The sequence below is a fragment of the Lachnospira pectinoschiza genome (assembly GCF_020564355.1).
Classification (GTDB): domain Bacteria; phylum Bacillota; class Clostridia; order Lachnospirales; family Lachnospiraceae; genus Lachnospira; species Lachnospira intestinalis.
The window spans coordinates 157,966-172,163 of sequence record NZ_JAJCRR010000006.1 but is presented as its reverse complement, the minus strand read 5'-3'; the positions used below and the strand labels follow the sequence as shown (position 1 = coordinate 172,163).

At 41.7% G+C, this 14,198-nt stretch carries 14 protein-coding genes; 2 read left to right on the top strand and 12 right to left on the bottom strand.

What is annotated here, in order from left to right:
• Nucleotides 1–8: 8 nt before the first annotated feature.
• The 3 genes from LI288_RS12905 to LI288_RS12895 all read right to left on the bottom strand — a co-directional run bounded on the left by LI288_RS12905 (nucleotide 9) and on the right by LI288_RS12895 (nucleotide 1,240).
• Entirely contained in the window at nucleotides 9–563 is a 555-nt protein-coding gene (locus LI288_RS12905) for an HdeD family acid-resistance protein (protein WP_227090781.1), read from the bottom strand.
• A 191-nt stretch (nucleotides 564–754) separates the two neighbouring features.
• Nucleotides 755–1,024, bottom strand: coding sequence for a spore coat protein (locus LI288_RS12900; protein ID WP_022431680.1), 270 nt, complete (start codon nucleotides 1,022–1,024; stop codon nucleotides 755–757).
• Nucleotides 1,025–1,054: 30 nt separating this feature from the next.
• Nucleotides 1,055–1,240, bottom strand: coding sequence for a hypothetical protein (locus LI288_RS12895; protein WP_022431679.1), 186 nt, complete (start codon nucleotides 1,238–1,240; stop codon nucleotides 1,055–1,057).
• Nucleotides 1,241–1,422: 182 nt separating this feature from the next.
• On the opposite strand from LI288_RS12895, the gene LI288_RS12890 reads away from it, so the two are divergent.
• Nucleotides 1,423–2,856, top strand: coding sequence for a putative DNA modification/repair radical SAM protein (locus tag LI288_RS12890; RefSeq protein ID WP_227090779.1), 1,434 nt, complete (start codon nucleotides 1,423–1,425; stop codon nucleotides 2,854–2,856).
• A gap of 36 nt (nucleotides 2,857–2,892) precedes the next feature.
• Nucleotides 2,893–3,681 (top strand): TIGR03915 family putative DNA repair protein, encoded by a 789-nt coding sequence (locus LI288_RS12885; RefSeq protein WP_227090777.1) that lies wholly within the window; start codon nucleotides 2,893–2,895, stop codon nucleotides 3,679–3,681.
• A gap of 15 nt (nucleotides 3,682–3,696) precedes the next feature.
• Here the strand turns inward: LI288_RS12885 and LI288_RS12880 are convergent, their stop codons facing one another.
• The 9 genes from LI288_RS12880 to LI288_RS12840 all read right to left on the bottom strand — a co-directional run bounded on the left by LI288_RS12880 (nucleotide 3,697) and on the right by LI288_RS12840 (nucleotide 14,155).
• Nucleotides 3,697–4,479, bottom strand: coding sequence for an alpha/beta hydrolase-fold protein (locus LI288_RS12880; protein WP_227090775.1), 783 nt, complete (start codon nucleotides 4,477–4,479; stop codon nucleotides 3,697–3,699).
• 8 nt (nucleotides 4,480–4,487) lie between these two features.
• The gene (locus tag LI288_RS12875) at nucleotides 4,488–5,927 is read right to left on the bottom strand and encodes a TrkH family potassium uptake protein (RefSeq protein WP_227090773.1); all 1,440 of its coding nucleotides are present in this window, start codon (nucleotides 5,925–5,927) and stop codon (nucleotides 4,488–4,490) included.
• Nucleotides 5,928–6,001: 74 nt separating this feature from the next.
• Entirely contained in the window at nucleotides 6,002–7,360 is a 1,359-nt protein-coding gene (gene trkA, locus LI288_RS12870; RefSeq protein ID WP_227090771.1) for a Trk system potassium transporter TrkA, read from the bottom strand.
• Nucleotides 7,361–7,567: 207 nt separating this feature from the next.
• Nucleotides 7,568–8,332, bottom strand: coding sequence for an NYN domain-containing protein (locus LI288_RS12865; protein ID WP_227090770.1), 765 nt, complete (start codon nucleotides 8,330–8,332; stop codon nucleotides 7,568–7,570).
• A gap of 182 nt (nucleotides 8,333–8,514) precedes the next feature.
• Nucleotides 8,515–9,789, bottom strand: a complete 1,275-nt coding sequence (gene purD, locus LI288_RS12860) for a phosphoribosylamine--glycine ligase (protein WP_227090768.1) — start codon at nucleotides 9,787–9,789, stop codon at nucleotides 8,515–8,517.
• Nucleotides 9,790–9,809: 20 nt separating this feature from the next.
• Nucleotides 9,810–10,400 (bottom strand): phosphoribosylglycinamide formyltransferase, encoded by a 591-nt coding sequence (gene purN / locus LI288_RS12855; protein ID WP_022431671.1) that lies wholly within the window; start codon nucleotides 10,398–10,400, stop codon nucleotides 9,810–9,812.
• A complete protein-coding gene (purM, locus tag LI288_RS12850) occupies nucleotides 10,394–11,419 on the bottom strand; it encodes a phosphoribosylformylglycinamidine cyclo-ligase (RefSeq protein ID WP_022431670.1) in 1,026 nt (341 codons plus the stop codon). Before purM ends, purN begins: the two co-directional genes overlap by 7 nt.
• 57 nt (nucleotides 11,420–11,476) lie before the next feature.
• Entirely contained in the window at nucleotides 11,477–11,983 is a 507-nt protein-coding gene (purE, locus tag LI288_RS12845; RefSeq protein WP_022431669.1) for a 5-(carboxyamino)imidazole ribonucleotide mutase, read from the bottom strand.
• A 111-nt stretch (nucleotides 11,984–12,094) separates the two neighbouring features.
• Nucleotides 12,095–14,155, bottom strand: coding sequence for an aminopeptidase (locus LI288_RS12840; protein WP_227090766.1), 2,061 nt, complete (start codon nucleotides 14,153–14,155; stop codon nucleotides 12,095–12,097).
• Between the last annotated feature and the right edge of the window lie 43 nt (nucleotides 14,156–14,198).

The following is a 14,198-nucleotide window of genomic DNA, read 5'->3' as shown; positions in this document are numbered from 1 at the left end:
CGTCTTATCTACTTATTAAATTCTTTTGCAATTTTTGAAATGTATAAAATAGAAGCTAAATCCCATGCTCCTTCAAATACAAAGACCACACCGATAAACAGCATAACCGCCGCTACCGTTGCAAACGGATTAAACAGGACAACAATTCCCAAAATAATCATAACTGCCGCACAGACTGCCTCAATCCACCAGCCACCGGCATCCAGCTTTCTAAAATCCAATGCATACTGCAATTTTAAAATACCGTCCACAATAATGATAATTGCAAAAACAGTGGTTAAGAATACTTCAATAATGCCCGGACGAATCAGAATATACAATCCAAAGCCTGCCAGTGCAACGCCCTGAACCAGTCCGAATGAACCAAGAATCTCATTATTTCTAAAATACGCAACCAGACGAACCACACCCCAGATACAAAGAACCGCACCCACACCGCGGCAGATGATATTACCCGAAGTATTCGGGAACAGAATCATAAAAATTCCCGCCAGCATCAGCACAATGGACAATCCTATCATTTCATTTCTAATTCCTTTAATTTTCTTTACCAAGCTTTCCATAAGTCATGCTCCTTCCTTAGGTTTCGCTGTCCTGGACTTTTGTCCCTGACATCTTTTTATCATTATAGCATAAATGCCATCCTTTGTTTGTTAAATTTTTCATAAACTTCAGGACAAAACCTCTGATAAGGAAGAAGCATCACCGCCTGCTGCAAGTTTACCGGAAACGGTGCTTATGGAAATTCCTCTGCTTACAGGGATTTATAGGTGCATGAAAACTTCTGCTTTGCTTCATCGACCTTTTTATCCTCTGCCTCCGGTGTCGGATAAAGTCCTCTTGTATGCATGGCATTAAAAACTTCTTCCTGAATCTTGTGTTCCTCAGACAGACAGTTTAAAATTGCCTCGCGCACAGTATCATGCACACATTCATTTGCATACGTGTTGTAATTATTGGTTGCCGTCTTTTCGGCTGTTAATGCATCCTGTAACACTTCCTTATCCGTATAAAGCTGTTCCATAACAAACCTCCGTTTTTCTTTTATTTTGTTTTAGCCAAGCTGCTTGTAAAGGGAATCAAAATGTTTCTGGTGTCTTTCTGAAATCTGTTCAAATTTATCCTTAATTTCCTCGTCTTCTGCATGGTTTGCAAGCATCTTAAACTTTTTGATGAGTAATTCTTCTTCACCTAAAAGGTCATTTAATGCCAGTAATTCTTTTTCTGAAATTGAATTCATCCCGGTTCTCCTTTTTTGATTGATTTGCAGCGCAAAATACATCTGCACCATAAGAGTATAACCATTCTTTGCTTTTTCACTCCCGAACATATTTTCACTTTTTCAGAATTTACCACTTTACGAACATTTGTTTGTGTGTTATAATAAATCAAACAAATGTTCTAATTAAAAAGGGGAATGTTATGATTATTCAACAAGATATGGATTTGATGAAAAAGCTGACGATTCTTTCTGATGCTGCGAAGTACGATGCCGCCTGTACCTCCAGCGGTGTCGATAAAAAAAATAACGGTGCGGGACTTGGCAATGCGAAAGCTTGCGGCATCTGCCACAGTTTCTCAGTCGATGGCAGATGTATTTCCCTATTAAAGATTCTTTTTACCAACGAATGTATTTACAACTGCCGCTACTGTGTGAACCGCTCCTCCAATGACGTCCTGCGTGCCACATTTACACCGGAAGAAGTCTGCCGCCTGACAATTGAGTTTTACCGCCGCAATTATATTGAAGGACTGTTTTTAAGTTCCGGCATTATCGTAAGCCCCGATGAAACGATGAAACGGCTTACCGAAACCGTGATGCTGCTGCGCACGAAATATCACTTTGGCGGCTATATCCACCTTAAAGGGATTCCCGGTGCTTCTCAAAGCCTGATTGAAACCGCCGGGTGGTATGCCGACCGCATGAGTGTGAATCTGGAACTTCCGACTGCTGATGGTTTAAAGACCCTTGCGCCGCATAAGAGCCGTAAAAATATTCTGACCCCGATGCGGCAGTTACAGCGTGGTATTCATGCCAGCCAGCTCGCACTGGGAATACAGGAGCCTTCCCATGGTTTACTTTCAGAAAATGCCCCTGTTCAGACCGGCTTATCCCACGGCACAGGTGTCCTGTCTGCTTCGGGATACCAGCCACCGCAACGTTCTTTACAAAGACAGCAGCCCCGCTTTGTGCCTGCCGGGCAAAGCACGCAGATGATTATCGGTGCCACAAAAGAAACGGACTATCATATTGTGACCGTTGCAGAAGCCCTCTATCACAACTATGATTTAAAACGTGTGTTTTATTCGGCTTTTGTCAATGTCAATCACGATGAAGCCCTGCCGGCGCAGCCTGACGGAAAAGGTGTACCGCTCTTACGCGAACACCGCCTGTACCAGGCAGACTGGCTGATGCGATTTTATGGTTTTCATTCCGGTGAACTGCTATCTGAGGAAAAGCCGAATTTTAATGTTTTATTAGACCCCAAATGTGACTGGGCAATCCGGCACTTAGAGCAGTTCCCGGTTGAAATCAACCGTGCAGACTACTACACACTGCTAAGAGTTCCGGGTATCGGTGTCCGCTCTGCCCAGCGCATTGTAAAAGCCCGCCGCAGTGCCAGACTGGATTTTAAGGATATTAAAAAGATGGGTGTTGTATTAAAGCGGGCGCTTTATTTTATCACCTGCTCCGGCAGAACACTCTACCCAATCCGAATGAATGAAGATTTTATTACCAATAGAATTATCGGTGTTGAAGCCTTAAACCGGTATCAGATTGAACACCATGACAGCTACCGGCAATTGTCGCTCTTTGATGATTTTCACATGGATACACCATCATCTGACAAATAGAATGTTATCAATAAACAATGAAAGGAAGACCGCCTGATGTATACATCCAGACCCAAAGCACCACTATGCCCCGTTACCGTTTATCTTTGCGAAGATACCATTGACGGTATTTTTACAGCCATTTACCGTGCATGGGCAGACGGCACCAGCCATACTGATGTCCGTGTGCGCACCAACGATACAATGTCCTTATTTGAAACCTATATCTTTAGTGAAAGCGATGGAACCCTTGCCCGGAAAGTCCAGCGTTCTATCATCCAAAAGTTATCTGTTGATATTTATGAAACCTGTTATCAGGCGATGCTTTCCGATGATGATAAAAAAGCTTCCACGCTGTATCACTTTTTACAAAAAGCCTTCCGCTGCGGCAGTGACATTTTAAACCGGCTTAACGACCCCGACGTTTTCCGGATTTTTGAACTGTCACGCACCGTCGGGCATGAAGCACACAAGTATCTTGGTTTTGTGCGTTTTGAAGAACGCAATGAAAATCTGCTGACAGCACGTATTCAGCCCAAATCAAATGTCCTGCCGGTGCTTGCCGCACATTTTGCCGACCGGCTGCAGCCTGAAAACTGGATTATTTTAGATACCATCCGCCGTTTTGCTGCAATCCACCCGGCTGGAAAACCTTATTTCTTACAATGGGGTGTGACAGAAGAAATGCTTTTATCCGTTCCGGTTTCAGACCATGAAAAAGACTGGGAGCAGCTCTGGTCCTGCTTTTTTAACACCATTGCGATTCAAGAACGTAGAAACACCGACCTGCAGCGCAGTCTTATGCCGTTACACTACCGCACTTATATGCCGGAAATCACAAAATAAGACAAATGGTAATATTTAATTCTGATTTTGGTGCAGGCGCAGACTGCGCTTTCCCGGCAGCTGCTTTTTATCAGACAGCAGCCATATCAGCCCATGTGCCAGTCTGCGCTCCACCTTGCACATATGTCCGCCGGGTTCATGGACAAAAGTAGTCTGCGCCACTTTCTGAAATGCTTCATATGTCCATCTGGTATCTTCTTCGATATGGCACATTGATGGATCTGTTGTATTCTTTTCCTTGCCGCCAAGACTGAAATACACACTATCTTTTATCCGCATTTCCTTTTCCTGCAATTTCTTTTCAATCTGTTCCCGGCAGTAGTCCTGAAATCCCGGATACCACAGTGAACCAGAACAGCTGATACAGCCCGCAAATCCCAGTTCAAAGTAATAATACAGTGCTGCAAGCCCACCGAGCGAATACCCCAGTGTATACACCTCTCCCGACAGTGGAAAGCTTTCTTTTAAATACGGCAGTAACCGGTATTGTATAAAATCAAGATACTGCGGTGCATTCCCGGCAAATTCACGCCCCTGCAATGCCGTGGCATACCACGGTGAATAATCCGCATCCCATTCTATCGGACCATATAGTGCCAGCACAAACGGTCTGACTTTGCCCGCTTCTATCTGCGGCATAACTGCTTCTTTTAAGCTGTCATGCAGCTTTTGTGTATATTCTCCCACAAACGCAAAAACAAGCGGGAATTTCTCCCCGCCTGCCTCTGCCATGGAATGTTGCTGCTCCGTGCAAAACACCTCCGCCCTGCACGTCTTTTCTTCCAATAAAAAAATCATACTACTCCTTATTTTTTCCACGTTCCCGGCGCAAGCAGTATCAGCATTGGGAATATTTCAAGCCGTCCTGCCAGCATATCAAAAATCAGCACGATTTTTGAAAACATGGAAAATCCTGCAAAATTCCCGGTCGGTCCAACGACATTTAAGCCCGGTCCGATATTGTTAAAGGTCGCCGCAACCGCTGTAAAATTCGTCGTCAGATCAAACTTATCAAAACTGATTAACAACACGGAAAGCATATAAATAAAAATATATGCAATCAGATAAATATTAGCTGAACGTATTGTATCATGATCCACTGCTTTGCCATCACATTGAATTACTTTCACGCTGCGCGGATGAATCAGCGTAGATAATTCTTTTTTCAATGTTTTAAAATAAATAATATATCTCGATACTTTCATACCGCCGCCCGTACTTCCCGCACAGGCACCGATAAACATCAATACAACTAGTATCGACCTTGAAAAATTCGGCCATAAATTGAAATCCACTGTTGCAAAACCGGTTGTTGTCATCACGGACGCAACCTGAAAAGCTGAATGATGCAGGTAATAAAACGGGCTTCCCCCCTGTACAATCGTAAGGTTGGCTGCAATCATCAGCGTTGCGGCTGCAAAAATAATCAGATACCAGCGTACTTCTTCCATTGCAAAAGCTTCTCTTACTTCTTTCACCAGCAGAAAGAAATAAAAATTAAAGTTAATGCCAAAAAGCACCATAAAAATCGTTACGACATTTTGCAGATACGGACTAAAACTGCCCATACTGTCATTGTAAACACCAAAGCCACCGGTACCTGCCGTACCGAATGCCGTACAGATGGAATCAAATAAAGACATTCCGCCTGCCAGCAGTAACAGCATTTCAATCACTGTCATTGTCAGATAAATCCCATAAAGTGTCATTGCACTCTTTTGCAGCTTTGGCAGCAATTTGCCAAACTTCGGTCCCGGACTTTCCGCACTCATCAAATAGACTTCTGAGCTGCCTCCAAGAGGCAGAATTGCCAGAATAAATACCAGTACACCCATACCGCCAATCCAGTGTGAAAAACTCCGCCAAAACAGCATACACTTTGGCAGGCTCTCTACCTCCGGCAGAATACTCGCACCGGTTGTTGTAAAACCGGATACAATTTCAAACATTGCATCAACAGGATTGGGAATCACACCACTTAATACAAATGGCAGCGCACCAATGATACTTAATACAATCCAGCTTAATGAAACAGACACAAAGCCTTCTTTTGCAAAAAAGGAACGGTTTCCGCTTTTCTTATGGGTCATATGCGTTCCCACCACCAGACAGGCTGCCCCGCATACCGCAAAATATATGCCGCTGGACTCTCCGTAAATTAATGCTATTATTACCGGAATCAACAGAAATGCCCCCTCAAAACGGATGACATGTCCTAAAATTGTTCTAATAATTGAATAATTCATCTTTCTTCACCATTCTGCTGCAAATGCAGCAAATTTCAGATTCAAACTAATCTTCATTTCAAATCACGTTGCTGTTATTTTAAAATGTCTGACAGACGCTTTAAACCAAGATGGGTCGTTACCACAATCACGGAATCTCCCTCCAGCAGGCAGTCCTGTCCACTCGGGGTAATAATATTTCCGCCACGGTTAATACAGCAAAGCAGCAGGTTCTTTTTTAACTTTAAGTCCTGAAGCTGCACGCCGGTCAGTCCCGGTGTGTCACAAACAACAAACTCCAGTGCTTCCACACGGTTATCCATCAGTCTGTACAGTGTTTCTATGCTATTATTACTCTTTGAATTTTCCATTGCGCGCACATACTGTAAAATAAATTCTGTCGTAATAAACTTTGGTGAAACGACACTGCCAACATTTAATTCTTCACTGACTTCTTCAACACGGATTCTATTGATTTTAACAATATTTTTAGCATTGGCAACCTTTTTTGCATGTAAAGATAAAAAGAGATTTTCCTCATCAAATCCGGTCAGTGCAACAAAGGCATCTGTTGCCGCAAGATCTTCTTCCTCTAAGAGCTTATTGTCCGTTGCATCTCCATGAATAATCATCGTCTTTGGCAACAGACCGCTTAAAAGTTCACAGCGCTTACGGTTCATTTCAATGATTTTCACCCTTTTATTTGCCTTATTCAAAATCTTTGCAAGATAATAAGACATTGTACCGCCGCCGGCAATCATTACATTTTTAATATTTCTTGTGTGGATTCCAACCTCTTTGCACATCTTATCAACCTCAGCAAGGGGCATAATTACGGAAATATTATCGCCCTTCTTTAAGACAACATCTCCGCTTGGAATGATAATTTCATGATTTCTTTCAATCACACAGATTAAAAAACTTCCTTTAAATGCGCCGCCCACATCAGCAACCTTCATATCTGCAAGCACAGAGCCTTCCGGAATCAGAAAACGAATCATATTCACCCGGTTGTTTGCAAAAGAATCCACTTCCATCGCAGACGGAATCTGAATCAGTCTTGCAATTTCAACTGCCGTTGCCCATTCCGGATTAATTGTCAGCGACAATCCCATTTCCTGCTTAATAAACTGAATATCTTCATTATATTCCGGGTTACGCACTCTTGCCACGGTATGACAGTTTGATGCTTTTTTTGCAATCAGACAGCTGAGCAGATTAATCTCATCACTGTCTGTCACAGCAATAAATAAATCCGCATGCTCAATTCCTGCCTCTTTTAATGTGGAATATACGGTACAGTTTCCTTCAATAATCTGTACATCAATCATTCCCATTACCTTTTTTAATAATTCCGGTGCCGTATCAATAAATGTTACCTCATGTCTTTCTCTGACAAGCTGTTCTCCCAGGGTTGTGCCTACTTTTCCACAACCGGCAATTATAATATTCATTTTAATCCGATACCCTTTCCCTTAACCTCTTCAATATTAGCGCTATGAGTGGCATGCCACTTTTTGTTATATAAAAAATAGCTGTATGCTATGTATTATAACAGATTTCTTAAATAACTCAACAGATTTCTTATTTATAAACTGCAAAAAGTACCCGGAAAACACTTCCGGATACTTCTTACTTTATGGTATTTTATTTTTGTTTCCTTACTCTGCTTCTGTCCACAGTCCGTCTGCATTCAGACGATCCCAGTCCACTTCCAGTACGGTTACCATATGCCCCCTGTAACCCATCTGTTCTTTTTCCAGGATATATTTTTGTTTCAAAAGATTATCTAATGCAAGTTTAACCTTCTCATATGGAACATGATTATATTCCGAAACACTCTTTACTGTTTTTCCGTATGTGACCGTCGTTTTCGGTTTATTCCGCAATCTGTTTAAGCTTGTCAGAATTAATTCGTTATAATGATTCTTTTCCTGTGACTGTCTTGGCATCTCCACATAACTGGTTGCCTCTGATTTCAACCTGTTGCTGAATCCGTATTTCACACCATAAATAACTACCTTTTTTTCCAACTCTTTCAAATACTGTACAACTTTTGTAAAATGTGCATCCCCTGTAAATAAAACATAAACTTCTTCGTTTTCTTTATCTGCAACGCTTCTATATATAGCATCCAGCATAATCACATCTGTAAAATCCTTATCTACGCCGTCTTTTTCACTCGCTGTATGAATTACATTTTTAGTCAGGCTTTTCAGACGTTCTAAATCCATGCCGATATTATACTTTGAAAAATCTCCAAATATATACAATCTGCTGATTTCATATTCATCTTCCAGTTCTTTTAACCATTCTTCAATATTGGGTTTCATCTGAAAATTGTTGCGATAGCCATAATACCAATGCTCATAATCTACAAAAATTGCTGCCTTCGGCTTTCCGCCTTTTTTCTTAAACCAAAACACTTCTTCACCCCCTTTAATTTGTTCCCATAAAATACCATACGTATTAATCATACTAAATTTGTATGTAAAAATCAAATAAATTTGCACAAGGCATTTTCACCCCATGCAAATTTATTTTTCATATAAGCCTCATTTCTGAACAGCTTTGCCGCAAAACGATTTCTCATCTGCCCTTAGGGCTATTAAACTTCATCAATCGCCTTGCCGATATCATGACGCATATACTTATTGTCGAAGTTAACCCATTCTGTTGCTTCATAAGCATTGGCACGGGCTTCCTTTAACGTCTTTCCGGTTGCCGTAACACCTAATACACGTCCGCCGTTTGTAACAATTTTTCCGTTTTCGTCAAATTTTGAACCGGCATGGAACAGATAATATCCGTCCTTATCCTTGAAATTTTCCATTCCCGTAATTTCAAAGCCCTTTTCGTATGCCAGCGGATAACCGTCAGATGCCAGTACAACGCAGACACATGCATTGTCTTCAAACTGTAAGTCAATCTGATCAAGTGTGCCGTCAATGCAGGCTTCAAATACATCAATAATATCATTCTTCATTCTCGGAAGAACAACCTGTGCTTCCGGATCACCGAATCTTGCATTATACTCTAATACTTTCGGTCCTTCCGGTGTCAGCATCAATCCGAAGAAAATAACACCTTTAAACGGTCTTCCCTCCGCTTTCATTGCATCTACCGTTGCCTGATAAACATACTTCTTACAGAACGCATCCACTTCATCTGTATAGAACGGACTTGGTGAAAAATTACCCATACCACCTGTATTTAAGCCCTGATCGCCGTCTTTTGCACGCTTGTGATCCTGCGCAGAAGACATAATCTTAATCGTGTTACCGTCTACAAACGAAAGTACTGACACTTCACGGCCTGTCATAAATTCTTCTACGACAATGGTATTGCCTGCCGAACCAAACTTCTTATCTAACATCAGTTCGTTGACACCAGCCATTGCATCTTCCTTTGTTTCACAAATTAAAACGCCTTTACCGAGTGCCAGTCCGTCTGCTTTTAACACAATCGGATACTTTGATGTTTCAAGATATTTTTTGGCTTCTTCCGGTGATGTAAATGTTTCATAAGCCGCTGTCGGAATATGATACTTCTTCATCAAATCCTTTGAAAATGCCTTAGAACCTTCCAGAATCGCTGCATTCTTTCTCGGTCCGAACACTCTTAAACCTTCTGCTTCAAATACATCAACAATACCGCCGACTAACGGGTCGTCCATACCGACAACCGTCAGGTCAATCTGATTGTCCTTTGCAAAGGCTGCCAGCTTATCAAATTCCATTGCTTTGATGTTGACACATTCAGCAACTTCTGCAATTCCTGCATTTCCCGGCGCACAGTAAATCTTTGACACCTTACTGCTCTTTGAAATCTTCCAGCAGATTGCATGCTCTCTGCCGCCGCCTCCTACTACAAGTACTTTCATCTTTTACCTCTCCAATATTCTTATTTCTGATTAGCTATCATATTAATGGCAGCAGGAAGCAATTTCCACTCTGCCTGTTCCATTACACGTTTCTGAAGGATTTCCGGTGTATCGCCTTCTTCTACCATAACAGGCTTCTGCGCGATAATTTCTCCGGTATCCATTCCCTCATCTACATAATGAACGGTTGCACCTGTTACCTTTACACCTTTTTCAAGCACCGCTTCATGCACGTGCAGACCATAGTAGCCCACACCGCAGAAAGATGGAATCAGAGAAGGATGGATATTAATAATCCGGTGGCTGTACTGGTGTACCATTTCTTCCGGAATCTTAACAAGATACCCGGCCAGAACGATTAAATCCACCTTCAGCTCATTGATCTTTTCAAGCAGCGCCTTATGAAAATCTGCTCTGTCTGCATAGTCCTTCGGAGAAATGCAGAGTGCTTCAATCCCGTTTTCCTTTGCTCTTGTCAGCGCATATGCATTGGCATTGTTGCTGATAACTGCTACAAGCTCTGTATTGGTAATTGTACCGTCTTTTACGGCATCAATAATTGCCTGGAGATTTGTTCCGCCTCCGGAAACCAGAACTGCAACTCTTAGCATACAGTTACTCCCTTCTCACCGGCTTCTACACGACCGATTACATAACCTGTTTCACCTGCTTTTGCAACAGCGGCTAACACCTTGTCTGCATCTGCCGGATCAACAGCAAGTACCATACCGATACCCATGTTAAAGGTATTGTACATCATCTTTTCTTCGATTTCACCGTCATTCTGAAGCATCTTAAAGATTGCAGGTACTTCATAGCTGTTCTTTTCGATGACTGCATGTACACCGTCATGTAACATTCTAGGAACATTTTCATAAAAACCACCGCCTGTAATATGACTGCAGCCCTTAATCTTTACACCGGCATTTTTAATTTCTTTTAATGTCTTTACATAAATCTTTGTCGGAGCAAGTAATGCTTCACCTAAAGTTTTTCCTAATGCATCATAATATGTATTTAATGCTTCTTCTGTAATTTTAAATACACTTCTTACCAGAGAAAATCCATTGCTGTGTACACCGCTTGATGCAATACCGATTAAAGTATCCCCGGCTTTGATGTCTTTTCCTGTAATTAAATCTTTTTCATCTACAACACCGACTGCAAAACCTGCAAGGTCATATTCGTCTACCGGATAAAATCCCGGCATTTCTGCGGTCTCACCACCGATTAATGCACATTCGGACTGAAGACAGCCGTCTGCAACCCCTTTTACAATCTGTGCAATCTTTTCCGGTTCATTCTTACCGCACGCAATATAATCTAAGAAGAATAACGGTTCACCGCCTGCACATGCAATATCATTAACACACATTGCCACGCAGTCAATGCCGACTGTATCATGCTTATCCATTGTGAAAGCAAGCTTTAACTTTGTACCGACACCGTCTGTACCGGATACAAGTGTTGGCTTTTCCATATCCTTAAACTTATCCATTGAAAATGCACCTGAGAATCCTCCCAGACCGCCAAGCACCTCCGGACGCATGGTCTTTGCCACATGCTCCTTCATTAATTCAACTGATTTGTAACCGGCTTCAATATCCACACCTGCTTTTTTGTAATCCATTTTTTTCTCCATTCTGCTGCCTTGCAGCTTAATTTTTCTGTAGCGTTCAATCTATAATTATTTTGTATAATTCTTATAACCGACTTCCTGAAGGTGCGCATCTTTTTTCTGTACGCTTTCCTTTAAGCCCGCAGAATAATCCTTTAACTTTGAAAGAAGTTCTGCATCGGATGTTGCAAGAATCTTCGCTGCAAGAAGTCCTGCGTTGGCACCGCCGTTAATGGCTACGGTTGCAACCGGAATACCGCTTGGCATCTGTACAATCGAATAAAGAGAATCCCTGCCGCCTAAAGAAGTGGTGTGCATTGGAATACCAATGACCGGCATCGGAAAAATTGCCGCACACATACCCGGTAAATGTGCTGCCATTCCTGCACCTGCAATAATAACCTTAAATCCCTTTTCTTCTGCTGTCTTTGCATATTCAAAGAATACATCCGGTTCTCTGTGTGCCGAAATGATCGTCATCTCATAAGAGATTCCCAGCTGTTCAAGAATATCTGCTGCCTTTGCCATAACTGGCATATCAGAATCGCTTCCCATCACAATTCCTACTTTTGCCATAACTTGATTCCTCCATTCTGCCGGTTCATACCTGCATTTTGATTTTATTTGTAGTATTATTTAATTGTACTTTGTTTTATATTTTCCGTCAATATCTTAATCCAAAAACTGTTATTTTAAAAACGGTTTGTTTAATTCTTCACAGCCTGCAAGTACAAATCTGCCGTTTTCAATAATGACGGTTTCGCTGCCATCTTCCGATACTGCCGAAATACTGCCGATTTCATCATACGGAATCGTAATGTCCGTATGGCAGTTAAAATATGCTTTTTCCGGCTCGGTCTTTCGCAGTATGGAAATTTCATTATCCCGTGAAATAATTTCCTTACCGTTCGGATTGTATACAATATTGTCCTCCGCTCTGGAATAACATGTATCACCGATTGCAAAATGCGGTCCCATTTTTTCCACAATAAGAATCGGCAGCTTGTATACAATGTCGTATTGATTTGCCATCACATACGCTGTTGTATTCGTTCCGATTGCAAATTCACCGATTGGCAGGGTGTCATGGTTCAATAACACATTTTCTTTAAAATACTGTCTGCCTTTTTTCGCATCTTCAAAATTATCACAGGAATAATCCGTGACCATACCATCTTTAAAAGACACCTTTAAATTAATAAATTTCAAATCATTCAGATAAACACTGCTGACATTTAAAATGCCTTCTGTTCCTTTTAAAACGGGAGAGGTAAAGACTTCTCCCAACGGAATGTTGACATCGGCAAGACAGTTTTCAAAAACCGTTTCCTTCTGCGGATTGGTGATTTTCTGCAGAGACACACGCATATCCGTCTGATTATTACCACATCCTTTGACATGCACGTATTCCGCGCCGTCCAAGGTATCAATAATCGTCTGCTGGATTTCCTTATACTGATTGTAGTCGAGGGTATTAATCCGCACGATTTCATGAAAGATTTTTTCATATTCGTCCGCATTTTCACTGATTTCCGGCAGCGGGTATGCAATAATCGTAAAGCTTCTTTCCTCGCCTTTAATATATTTATTGACAACTGCCGAAGACTCGCTGTCATATTTTACAGAAAGCTTCTGCTGTTTTTCATCTAAATGCAGGGCTTCTTTTTTATCTTCCGGCTCAAACGGATTTTCGCCGAACACTTCCATGACCGCAGGACCGCCAAAAACTGCCGCTGCTTCCTTATGCTGTTCATATGCAAAGCGAAGTGCCCCAAGCTTCCTTTCAACAAACTGCGCATCTAAATACAACGCATTGTCAAAACGATGGTCGTAGTCCATCTGCTTGTTCGGGCTGGTTGCGTAATAACCGATTTTGTGGTGCATGCGCTTATTGATAGAATGCTGTGCCGCACGATATATCGTCGTCTTTAAGCCCATCTGTTCAAACTGACGGATTTCCTCTCTTACCAGCCGTTCAAATCCGATGCAGTAACGGATATTAACCAGTTTCTTTTTGCTGATATCTTTATTGCCCAGTTCAAATCCGATGCGGTATCCTTCCGTAAAGGTCGATGCCATTTGTTCAATCTCTGTCTGGGAAAGCGTATTTAAAAATGCTGCGGTACGAAGTTCATTTTCCGTAATATACTCACCATACCGGTATAAATATCTCAAATCCGTCAAATCGCTGTCCATAATAATGCGCACCGCAAAATCCAGCGACGGGTCTAACTGCTCCCGCACCCTGTACTCGATAAAATCATCGCTGTAATCACTCATATACCAGTAAATGGAATCCTTTAACTGTGCCGCAATATTTTCACCGTCCTTGCAAATGCAGTAACATTCAACAAAAAGTTCTAACAATACCGTAAAATCAGCTTTACGCTGTTCTGCTGCAAACACGATACACCCGCGCAGTTCTGTATACAAAAACGATAAAATCCTGCCTATGTCTTCTCCAAGCCGTGCACAGGCATAAGACGGATTGGCAAAGCTGTTATCATATTGTTTCCCGATAATGTCTTCATACAAAACCGTATTCCAGTGCTGCAATTCTTCCAATGGCAGTTTATCATATCCACCGGCTTTTCTTTTCTCATTCCATTTATCCACAAGTAAAAGAAATTCTGCCGTGTACGTAAAATATGCTGCCAGTCCGGCATCTTCTATCTCTGAATTTTCTTTAATTTCCGCAATACGATCAATTGCCAGACCGTATCGTTCCTTCAGATTATCTTCAAACATTTACAAATCCTCACTATTCACACTATACCTCATTTCTGAACGA

Excerpts from the sequence above, each read along its gene's own strand:
- LI288_RS12880 (WP_227090775.1), bottom strand. The coding sequence starts at position 4,479 with ATGATTTTTTTATTGGAAGAAAAGACGTGCAGGGCGGAGGTGTTTTGC.
- purE (WP_022431669.1), bottom strand. The coding sequence starts at position 11,983 with ATGGCAAAAGTAGGAATTGTGATGGGAAGCGATTCTGATATGCCAGTT.
- LI288_RS12890 (WP_227090779.1), top strand. The coding sequence starts at position 1,423 with ATGATTATTCAACAAGATATGGATTTGATGAAAAAGCTGACGATTCTT.
- LI288_RS12895 (WP_022431679.1), bottom strand. The coding sequence starts at position 1,240 with ATGAATTCAATTTCAGAAAAAGAATTACTGGCATTAAATGACCTTTTA.
- LI288_RS12905 (WP_227090781.1), bottom strand. The coding sequence starts at position 563 with ATGGAAAGCTTGGTAAAGAAAATTAAAGGAATTAGAAATGAAATGATA.
- LI288_RS12885 (WP_227090777.1), top strand. The coding sequence starts at position 2,893 with ATGTATACATCCAGACCCAAAGCACCACTATGCCCCGTTACCGTTTAT.
- purD (WP_227090768.1), bottom strand. The coding sequence starts at position 9,789 with ATGAAAGTACTTGTAGTAGGAGGCGGCGGCAGAGAGCATGCAATCTGC.
- purM (WP_022431670.1), bottom strand. The coding sequence starts at position 11,419 with ATGGATTACAAAAAAGCAGGTGTGGATATTGAAGCCGGTTACAAATCA.
- purN (WP_022431671.1), bottom strand. The coding sequence starts at position 10,400 with ATGCTAAGAGTTGCAGTTCTGGTTTCCGGAGGCGGAACAAATCTCCAG.
- trkA (WP_227090771.1), bottom strand. The coding sequence starts at position 7,360 with ATGAATATTATAATTGCCGGTTGTGGAAAAGTAGGCACAACCCTGGGA.
- LI288_RS12840 (WP_227090766.1), bottom strand. The coding sequence starts at position 14,155 with ATGTTTGAAGATAATCTGAAGGAACGATACGGTCTGGCAATTGATCGT.
- LI288_RS12875 (WP_227090773.1), bottom strand. The coding sequence starts at position 5,927 with ATGAATTATTCAATTATTAGAACAATTTTAGGACATGTCATCCGTTTT.
- LI288_RS12900 (WP_022431680.1), bottom strand. The coding sequence starts at position 1,024 with ATGGAACAGCTTTATACGGATAAGGAAGTGTTACAGGATGCATTAACA.